The following is a 10,000-nucleotide window of genomic DNA, read 5'->3' as shown; positions in this document are numbered from 1 at the left end:
ACCTGATTTACGTATTAGTCTGGACAAAGATTTAAGCAGAATAGCTGGTGTAGGTGATTTAGACTTAGCACTAAACCACCGCTTGGCAAACAACATTTGTGTCGTGCATAGCCTGAATCAATTAGCAAAAGACCAGCACGTAGAACTGAAAATCAAAGGTAAAACTGTCACTGATCTGAAAATCAGTGATGAAGCTGTGGCCAGTCAGTTGTGTCTTGTGGAAATCTATCAGCGGGAACAAGTCAAAGGCTCACTGACTTTGCCTGTAACTCAGTGTTAAGGATGCCTCAATACAGGCATCCTTACTCTTTAGATCAGAACTTAAACTGACTGACTCTGTCATCCAGTTCTTTTGCCACAGCTCTTAAGTCTTCAGCTGTCCGGGCAGAGCTTTGCGTGGCCTGAGTGTTTTCATTCGACATCTGGGCAATGCTTTCAACTTTAAGTGCCACTTCCGCTGCGGCTGCTGCCTGGTCATTTAAAGTTAAAGTCATACTTTGCACCATTTGCTCTACCAAATCTGAACCCTGACTTATACTGGCGATGGCCTGGCCTGCTTCACTGGCCAACAATACGCCTTGCTCAACCTGCTGAGTGCCTCTTTCCATATTGTTAACCACCAGACTGGTGCCTTTCTGGATCCGCTCTATCATTTGGCTAATTTCACTGGTTGAGGTTGCGGTACGTGCGGCCAGATTTCTGACTTCGTCAGCAACAACTGCAAATCCACGCCCTGATTCTCCGGCTCTGGCTGCTTCAATGGCGGCGTTTAATGCCAGTAAGTTGGTTTGATCGGCAATAGCACGGATCACATCGACAATACCTGATATCGCCTTGGCATCATTACCCAGAGCGGCGACGCTGGCTGAGGCCTCTTTCACCGTCATTGCAATACTTTGCATACTTTGCACTGTGTCATGGATCACCTTACTGCCAGAGACAGAGGCTTTACCTGATTCTTCAGTTTTTAGTCTGGCCTGTTCAGCGTTTTCTGCCATATGACTTACGCTCACTGTTAACTCTTCCATAGCCGCAGCCATTGAAGTTGCGGCATGGCTTTGCTCTGCACTGGAGTTAGCCAGTTGCGAACTGGTCGCTGCTATATTGTTCGCAGCCTGCATCAATTGAATTGCTTCGTGTTTTATTTCCTGCATGATGCCGCCTAATTGTTTCGACAGACTGGCGGCACTTTGCGCGACACGGCTCAATTCGTCATCCCCTCTATCCCGCACATGAGCACTGAAGTCGCCAGCAGCCAGAGTAGCCATGTCTTGCTCCAAGCCTTTTGCTCTGCGCGTTAAATCCCTGGCAAAGCCTGCAATCAACCAGCCAACCAAACACAGAATACTTAAGCCAAAAGCCAACAACTGATAGATCCCAAGCCATTCTGTATCGATACGTTGCAGTAACCCTTGTTCTAATCGTTCCGTCATAAAACTTTCCAACTCAAGAATCGTCTTCAGTAAGGCATCCAATTCTTGCAGCTGGTTTTGCAGTTGAACAGACGAAAGCTCACCAGCAAGCAGATCACCGATCAATTTTTGACTAAAACTACTGATTAAACTGGCGACAGGTTCCCATTGTTGTTGCAGCAAAACAGCAGCTTCAGGGTCTATGTCTGAAGCGAGTTCCAAATCATTATTGATTCTTTGGATCATACGTGGCAGTTCGCGCTGCACAGTGCTTTCCATTCGGCCCAATCTTTTCTCATTCGACTGGCCTGAGGCCTGGATTGAAGACACAGAACCACGTAACTGTTGCAACTGCTCTGACAGTGCAGGCAGGCTGTCAACGGCGGTAATCATCAGGTAATAAGTGCTGGCATCCGGGTCAAGTAATAAACCTGTGTCACCGGCAACATGGTGCCTGAACTCAGTCACAAGACCAATGAGTTCGATGTGGGCCAATGAGTTCTGACTGGCTGACATCTCAGTCCATTGTTGTTCCAGCGATTGCCATTTGCGGTTAAATTCTGAAATTTTGGCTTGCCACTGTTCTGCCTGAATTTTCAGAGCGTGATTGTTCAGTTCAGCTAATGCGGCGTTAATAGCAGCGGCATTAAGCCGCACCTGAGTGCGCACTGTATCATCACCATTCAGCACTGCGGCTGTTGAGGCTCTGTGATCGGATATAGCGCGGCTGACGGGAGTCAGTTTTTCTATATACTTTTTACCTGCCAGTTCTGTTTTGTCCCGTTCTATGGCCGACAAGTCGTTTAACACCGACACCCCCAGCAGTAACAAACCCGGGATGATCGAAGCGGCAAAGATCAGTAAAAACTTACCTTTGAAACTCAGAAAGCGAGATAAACGTACAGCAGGGGCGGTTAAAGTATTTAGCATATAAAAGTCTCGCCAAGTAGCGTTGTAGAGGGACCAATTAGGTTATCTTTATACATTAGTTTATATTTAATTTCAAATTTATCATATTTGCAGTTATTTCCGAATTGGTTTTGTGGAAGGCAAAACTTTTTCGACGGATCTAACAGAAATTTTTTTCGCGCCAGCTCATTGTTTATTCAGAACTTTAGCGGAAATCGTAAAAGGATAGAGTGAACAAAAACAGTTGAGCAGAACTGAAAGTAGACTTTCTGGAGCTGCTAAGGAGTGTCAGGCTGTCGCGGCTTAGCGGCCCTCTTGTTACAGGCGCTGTATGAACACCTGACTCTATTTCCAGTATTGCTCTACCGTGATTTGGCCAGGATCGCGGCGCAAATTCTTTTTCAGTCCCAGACTTTCTAATACAGCTTTGGTTTCTGTGATCATCTGCGGATTCCCACACAGCAGCACCTGAGAATGGACATCCAGTGGTTGGCCACAGGCTTGTTGCACTGTGCCCTGGCTGATTAATTCCGGAATACGATGCGATAAAGCGCCAGGGTAAGCTTCTCTTGTGACTATGGCTTGATAATGCAGCTGATTGGGGTAGCGCTGTTGAAATTGCCGGATCAGTGGCTGATACACCAGTTCAGCAGCAAAACGTACACTGTGCAGCAGCACTATGGACGAAAAACGTTGCCATGGCGTTGTTGTGCCAAGCATAGATAAATAAGGCCCTATACCAGTACCTGTTGATATCAGCCAGAGGTTCTTCCCTTGCGGCACTTCATCCAGAATAAAAAAGCCGCTGGCAGGCTGACTGACTTGCACTGTATCGCCGGCTTTCAGTTGCTGTAGCAGAGGGGTTAGCAAACCATCAGGCACAGTGCTGATTAAAAACTCCAGCTCTGCGTCGCCCGGACTATTCAGCAGTGAATAGGCACGCTGCACTTTGCCATCTGTTGTATCCAAAGCTAAGCGGACAAACTGACCAGCAATAAAATCAACAGGCTCGGTTTTCACCTTCAGGCTGAATAAGGTGTTAGTCCAGTATGTATTTGCCGTTACTGTACCGCTAAGCCACTGTGCCATCTGTTATTTCCCGTAGGGTTGTCTGAACTGATTGCCTGAAACAAGACTAACAAAATTGCACTTATATACAAGCCTGATGCTCAGCTTGTCTTGCAGGCGAAAAAAAGCCCGGAAAACCGGGCTTTTGCAGTGCTAGTTGGAACTGGTCTTATACTGCTCAAACCAGGCCAGAATGTACTCAATCTTGGTGATCATACGGCTGGGTTTATTAGCTATACCGTGAGGTGAGCCAGGAATACGCACCATCACAGTGTCGACTTTGCGAATTTTCAGTGCCTGGTAAAACTGCTCAGATTCACTGATTGGTGTGCGTCTGTCGGCTTCGCCTGTCATCAGCATAGTAGGAGTGGTGACATTACCGACCAGCGATAAAGGCGAGCGTTTCCAGTAATGCTCAACATTTTCCCAGGGCACACCGGGGAATTGATGGAAGGTTTGATATAAATAGCTGTCACCAGTCAGTACTTTGCTTAACCAGTTGATAATAGGTTTCACCACTGCTGCTGCTTTGTAACGTTGGGTCAGGCCTACTGCATAAGCAGTGGCAATACCACCGGCAGAACCGCCGGCTATAAATAAATTATCTTTATCGACAAAGCCCAGAGCTATCATCGCATTGACGCCTGAATCGTGGTCGGCGTAATCCTCAGGTGAGCTGTATTTGCCGTGTAATAACATGGCAAAACGTTCGCCGTAAGACGAGCTGCCTCTGTGGTTATCGTAAAACACCACGTAACCCTCTTTTGCGAAACGTTGCATTTCAGCACTGAAATGTGGGCCATAAGCTAAATGTGGGCCACCATGAATTTCCAGCATCATGGGGTATTTTTTATTAGGGTCAAAATCTGGTGGTGTGATATACCAGCCCTGAATCGGCTCGCCATCAAAAGAAGATTTGTAATTAATTTCATGCACTTGCCCTAATTTCTTGTGGCCAAGTACATCTTCGTTTAACGCTGTTAAAGTACGGGTTCTGCCGTTTGCTATCACAGCCACATCTGCCGGACGCTGAGAATTGCCTTGAGTAAAGGCAATCACTTCATTCGCCACACTGTATTCGCCACTTAAATAAGGCTGAGGTAAAGCCGCACCTGACAGCTGATCGGTTAACTGCTGCAGCTTGCCGGATAATGACACCGAAGCAAGTGTACGTTTGCCTTTATCATCAAACTGGATCACCAGACTGCTGTTGTCCAGCCATTGTGGGTTTTCGACGTCTCTGTCGAGCTCCCTGGTCAGATCTTTAATCTCGCCTGAGCGCCAGTCCATCAGTTTTAATTTGCCGTTGGTGTAAGGTACTTTCTCATTATTGCCCCAGACAAAAGCAAGGTACTTACCATCTGGGGAAAATACTGCGGCAGTTTCCTGGCCTGCCATGCTGGTCAGTTGTTTTAATTGACTGTCGGCCAGGCTGAATTGATATAAGTCGCTGTCGCGTGGCTGGTATTCCCAATCTTTGCTGATATTAGCTGAAAAAATCAGCGCTTTGCCGTCCGGCGTCCAGCTTAAGTCTGAACCATAGTTAAAGTCGCCGTCCGTCAGCTTACGTTCTTTACCTCCGGTGGAAGGTAAGACAAACACATGACGGAACTCTGATTTTAAAAAGCCTTGCCCATCGGCCTGATACTGAGCCCGTTCAATCAGTACTGCAGGTTCGGACCATTTGGCACCTTCAGGTTTTTTCGGCATTTTGGTCGCTTTGGCCAGTTTAGTGGGTTGAGCCGGCACATTCATGGTAAATGCCAGCTGTTCGCCGTCGGGGGACCAGCTCAGGTTGCCCGGGCTTTTAGCAAGCTGGCTGACTAAAGCAGTTTTGTTTTCTTTGACATAATGTACATGGATTTGGCGTGAGCCTGAACGGTCGGAAATAAACGCAATACGACTACCATCTTCAGACCAGCGTGGACTGCCATAGTTAAACTGGTCAACAAATAATGGGCTTTGCTGGCCGGTTTTTACATCCAGCAACCATAAACTGCTGTGGGTGCCGTCCGTCATAATATCGTTGCTGTTGCGCACGTACACCACTTGTTTACCGTCCGGTGATACTTGCGGATCATTGGCATATTCCAGCGCAAAAATATCTTCCGATTCAAAGTACTGGCTTGTTGCCGTTGAAGCTAAAGCTGGTGCAGCACAGAGCAGTGTGACGCTTGCGATGCAGGAATAAATAAAAGGCGCAAAGGCCTGGGGCTTTTTCATTGGTAAACCTCTTCTGATAACTAAGCAACTAAACTAACCCGATGTGATGTGCTGCACAAATTAGCAGCGACCAAAACCTGAATTTAAGCGTTTAGTTCACGCTTCTCCCCCGCTGTAAGCCAGTAACTACGGCCTTGTCGGCTGGATTTTATCCGACGTTTTGTTTACACTGGCGCCATCCATCCTTTTGTTTGTAGTGCCTTATGTTGTTTAAAAGCCCCAGTGTTTTTGCCCTCCTTCTTTTAGGTTTAACTGCCTGTAGTCAACCCGATCAGATACAGCGTATTTCAGGTCCGGCTCAGGGTTCTACTTTTACTGTCAGCTTCTGGAGTGAACAGGACGTCGATAAAGGCCGTTTAGAAACTCAATTAAAAGATGAGATCGATCGGATAGATGTGTTGATGTCGAACTACAGACCTGATTCTGTTATTGAAGGTTTTAACGCACAGCAAAGCGGAGATCCGGTAGAGGTTGGCGAAGAGTTAGTTCAACTGGTGGATATTGCCAAGCAGATTTCAGCTTATAGCGATGGTTGTTATGATTTAACTGTGAAACCTTACTTTGAACTATGGGGATTTCGTGGTGATAAGCTGACTAAACCCAGTGCTGAACAAATTCAGGCGCTGAAACAAACTATAGGTTTGGATAAATTGAGCCGTGTCGACAATAAAAGTTTAGCAAAACAACACACAGGGTTAAGAGTAGATGTCTCATCTATTGCTCAGGGCTACACTGTAGGTCAACTGGCGAAGATTCTGGATAAAGCGGGGATCCAGAATTATTTGGTGGAAGTAGGGGGCGAGTTGGTCAGTAAGGGGAAAAAGCCAGAGTCTAAAGCCTGGCGAGTCGCTATTGAAAAGCCACTGCCTGATTCGCAAAAGTTACAAAAAATCATCATGGTACAGCAGGATGAGCCTCTGTCCATTATGACTTCAGGCACCTATCGTCATTTTTATGATCAGGATGGTGTGCGTTATAGTCACGTTTTAGATGCCCGTACCGGCAGCCCTGTGTCTCATGCGACAGTCTCAACCACTATTTTGATCCCTGATCCAACCTGGGGTGATGCCTGGTCTACCGCCTTTTTGTGTATGGGCAGTGAGCAGGGTTTAAAAGTGGCAGATGAGCTGAAGTTGCCTGTGTTATTTATTGATCAGCAAGGTGCTGATTTTATTGAAAAACCAAGCCAGGCTTTAACTGAAGCTCTTGCCTCAGGTAAAGCCTTCAGCTTTGTGGAGTAAGGCTTAATGGCACAAGGATGGGATAAAGAGCGACTGAAATTATGGTTTCAGCAGAGTACTAACTTCATTAGTCTGTACTTTAAACGTTGCCAGCATGATCAAATCAACGTGATTGGCGGTTATCTGGCTTATATCTCTTTATTGTCTCTGGTGCCTTTTATTGCAGTGATGTTTTCAGTGATGGGCGCCTTCCCGATGTTTGGTGAATGGCGAGACCAGCTTGAAGCTTTTTTATATGCCAATGTTGTCCCTTCCAAAGGGGATGAGCTCAGGCTCTATATAGCTGGATTTGTTGAGAATATTGGTAAAATGACAGCTGTTGGCATTGGGGCTTTGGTGGTGGTAGCTTTAATGCTGATCCACAATATAGACAAAACCATCAACAGAATATTCCGTATCAAAAAGCGTCCCAGACTTATTATTTCGTTTTCAATTTATTGGATGGTTCTGACTTTTGGCCCTATCTTGCTGGGGGCTTCTATCGCAGTAACCTCCTATATTTTGTCTTTATCCAGCCTGGCAGAAGGATATACCCCGGGTTTAAGTTCTGTATTGTTGGCATTAACCCCCTATCTGTTTTCGATTCTGGCATTTTTCCTGCTGTATCTGGTGGTACCAAATGCCAAAGTGTCGTATCGCCATGCTTTGATCGGTGCTGCAGTCGCCAGTTTGTTGTTTGAGTTTTTAAAGGAGGGTTTTGCCCTTTACATCACTCAATTTCCATCTTATCAGGCTATATATGGCGCCTTAGCTCTGGTGCCCATTTTGTTTTTATGGATCTATCTGGTCTGGCTGGTGGTGTTATTAGGGGCCGAATTAACTGCTTTATTGCAGGAGTTGAGTGTGCATGAAGATTTGGGGACAGACTCACAAACTGCGCAGGATACAACGACATGAACAGACTTGATGTTATTGAGGCATTTGCCAGGACCTGGCTTGAAACTCCTGATGGTCAGCGCATTTACCTGGAACAAAGTGGTAACCCTAAGGGGATCCCGGTCATTTACTGCCATGGTGGTCCTGGAGGGGGGAGTTCACCTTTTCATCGTCAGCTGTTTGATCCGGCTCTGTATCACATTATTATTTTTGATCAGCGTGGTTGTGGCTTATCTACACCAGCTTTGCAACTGGAAAACAACAGCACCCAGGATTTGATCGCTGATATGGAGTTGATCCGTAATAACCTAGGTCTTTCACGGTGGGTGGTCGCTGGCGGATCCTGGGGGAGTACTCTGGCGCTGGCTTATGGTCAGGCTTATCCACACCATTGTCTTGGATTTATACTTCGTGGCATTTTCCTCGGCCGTGAGCAGGATATTGATTGGCTTTACAGAGCTGAAGGCGGAGCTAGTCAGGTTTTTCCAGATTACTATCAGGATTTTATTAAGCCTGTAGCGGAGTTTCCTCAGTTGGATATTCTGCAGGCTTACCAGTTGCTGTTGCATCACAAGGATCAGGCCATCCGTCTGGAGGCTGCGTTAGCCTGGAGTATTTGGGAATCACGCATTGCCACATTGTTGCCAAATGAATTTGCTCTTGGTGGCGAGATGGATGCTGACTCGGCGTTGGCTTTGGCATTGATCGAACATCATTATTTTATGCATCTGTGTTTTTTTGAACCAGATCAGTTGCTTAAATCTTTGCATAAAATCAGTCACCTGCCCTGCCAGATTGTGCATGGCCGTTATGACATGGTGTGTAAAGCGGAGAATGCCTATAGTCTGGCCTCTCGTTGGCCTGGCGCACAACTGAATTGGGTTGTCGATGCTGGTCATTCAGCGTCTGAAGATGGCATTGCCAAAACTTTGTATAGAGCCAGTCAGGTGATGGCTGAGTTGTTGGATGTAGAGGATGTAAAAGCTGTATGAAAGCCTTAATTCAGCGGGTGAGTTCCGCCAGTGTCACTGTGGATCAGCAAGTCGTAGGTGCTATTGAGACCGGATTATTGGTTCTGCTTGGTGTTGAAAAAGATGACTCAGAATTACAGCTGAAAAAGTTGGCAGATAAAGTACTGAAATACAGAGTATTTTCTGATGAGCAAGGCAAAATGAATCTAAACGTACAGCAGGTTGCTGGCGCTCTGCTGGTTGTGTCGCAGTTTACTTTGGCTGCCGATACGAATTCAGGCCTGCGCCCCAGTTTTTCCACAGCGGCTCATCCGGAGATAGCACAGAAACTATATCAGGATTTTGTTTTGTACTGCAGAAACCAGGGAATTGAAGTAGCAACAGGGCAGTTTGGTGCCGATATGCAGGTAGCGCTGGTAAATAACGGTCCTGTGACCTTTTTACTAAACAGTTAAAGCGCTGACTTCGTATAACAGGTTTAAATAACCTTCTGTCCGGTGACATCTATACTGGCGCCTGATTAACAAAGCCTCCAGTTCCGCCTGATATTCGGGTTGGGACAAATTGATTAAAATGGTGCCTTGCTGCAGCAACAACTTTTGCATAGTCTGTTGCCAGCCAGCAAAAAGCGGATAAATATCCCAGAATATAAAAGTCCATTGCCGCTGATTACCTTGTAAAAAATCTTTAGCTGATAAAGCTAAGAGTTTTTCGTTACCTCGCAAGCAGAAAAAATCTTTATACAGTTCAATTACTCGCTGGTTTAGCTCTACTGTGACTAACTCTGTTTTAGGCAAAGTGGTGCAGATAAACCGATTGATATCGCCGCCACCCAGCCCTAATTGCAAAACAGTGTCGGGTTTATGCTGTTGCAAGGACTGCAGAACAGGCTCCAAGTGGCCGGATAAAGTCGCTGCCGGGGCCAATAGGTTCATTTTACTTTGCATGATGCCGTCCAGATACAGGCATAAAAATCTACCTTCTTCTGTCAGTTCCAGCCGGGGTGGTCCGGCTTGAAACCAGACTAATTGTTGTATAGCAGCAGGTTTTTGTTCCACAATACCCTCAAACACACGGACTACAGGATCATAAAGTGAACTGGCAGCTTAGCGCCCCACAGACTGAAGCTCAATGGCTGGCTTATTATCAACTGCGTTGGCAGGTACTGCGTGCACCCTGGGATCAGCCCAAAGGCTCAGAGCAGGATGACTCTGAAGCTCAATCTTATCATCGTATGGTCTGCACCGAAGCTGGTGAAGTGGTTGCTGTAGGTCGGTTGCATAAAGTTGACGAACAGACG

General features: G+C 46.4%; 9 protein-coding genes and 1 pseudogene. 6 read left to right on the top strand and 4 right to left on the bottom strand.

Going from position 1 to position 10,000, the window contains the following annotated elements; translation table 11 throughout:
- The coding region (locus LDL40_RS14825; protein WP_300996202.1) for a hypothetical protein at positions 1–280 on the top strand (280 nt) is incomplete at its 5' end.
- A gap of 34 nt (positions 281–314) precedes the next feature.
- Here the strand turns inward: LDL40_RS14825 and LDL40_RS14820 are convergent.
- From LDL40_RS14820 to LDL40_RS14810, 3 genes are all read right to left on the bottom strand, one after another.
- Positions 315–2,342: a methyl-accepting chemotaxis protein gene (locus LDL40_RS14820; protein WP_300996201.1), complete on the bottom strand. Its 2,028-nt coding sequence runs from the start codon at positions 2,340–2,342 to the stop codon at positions 315–317.
- Positions 2,343–2,666: 324 nt separating this feature from the next.
- Positions 2,667–3,410, bottom strand: coding sequence for a ferredoxin--NADP reductase (locus LDL40_RS14815; protein ID WP_300996200.1), 744 nt, complete (start codon positions 3,408–3,410; stop codon positions 2,667–2,669).
- A gap of 132 nt (positions 3,411–3,542) precedes the next feature.
- On the bottom strand, positions 3,543–5,612 hold the full coding sequence (locus tag LDL40_RS14810; protein WP_300996199.1) for a S9 family peptidase: 2,070 nt from the start codon (positions 5,610–5,612) through the stop codon (positions 3,543–3,545).
- Positions 5,613–5,815: 203 nt separating this feature from the next.
- Between LDL40_RS14810 and LDL40_RS14805 the strand changes: the two genes are divergently transcribed.
- The 4 genes from LDL40_RS14805 to dtd are packed head-to-tail and all read left to right on the top strand — an operon-like array spanning position 5,816 to position 9,155.
- Positions 5,816–6,853, top strand: coding sequence for an FAD:protein FMN transferase (locus tag LDL40_RS14805; protein WP_300996198.1), 1,038 nt, complete (start codon positions 5,816–5,818; stop codon positions 6,851–6,853).
- A 6-nt stretch (positions 6,854–6,859) separates the two neighbouring features.
- The gene (locus LDL40_RS14800; RefSeq protein WP_300996197.1) at positions 6,860–7,750 is read left to right on the top strand and encodes a virulence factor BrkB family protein; all 891 of its coding nucleotides are present in this window, start codon (positions 6,860–6,862) and stop codon (positions 7,748–7,750) included.
- Positions 7,747–8,721: a prolyl aminopeptidase gene (gene pip / locus LDL40_RS14795; RefSeq protein ID WP_300996195.1), complete on the top strand. Its 975-nt coding sequence runs from the start codon at positions 7,747–7,749 to the stop codon at positions 8,719–8,721. Before LDL40_RS14800 ends, pip begins: the two co-directional genes overlap by 4 nt.
- Positions 8,718–9,155, top strand: coding sequence for a D-aminoacyl-tRNA deacylase (gene dtd / locus LDL40_RS14790; protein WP_300996193.1), 438 nt, complete (start codon positions 8,718–8,720; stop codon positions 9,153–9,155). Before pip ends, dtd begins: the two co-directional genes overlap by 4 nt.
- Here dtd and LDL40_RS14785 read toward each other — a convergent pair.
- The gene (locus LDL40_RS14785) at positions 9,144–9,773 is read right to left on the bottom strand and encodes a hypothetical protein (protein ID WP_300996191.1); all 630 of its coding nucleotides are present in this window, start codon (positions 9,771–9,773) and stop codon (positions 9,144–9,146) included. The two genes, dtd and LDL40_RS14785, sit on opposite strands and share 12 nt — an antisense overlap.
- 20 nt (positions 9,774–9,793) lie before the next feature.
- Here LDL40_RS14785 and LDL40_RS14780 point away from each other — a divergent pair.
- Positions 9,794–10,000: pseudogene (locus LDL40_RS14780) on the top strand (thioesterase); the annotation flags it as partial.

This window comes from Rheinheimera sp. (genome assembly GCF_020217005.1).
Taxonomy (GTDB): Bacteria; Pseudomonadota; Gammaproteobacteria; order Enterobacterales; family Alteromonadaceae; genus Pararheinheimera.
The sequence above is the reverse complement of the archived record's forward strand: the minus strand, read 5'-3'. Positions and strand labels throughout refer to the sequence as shown.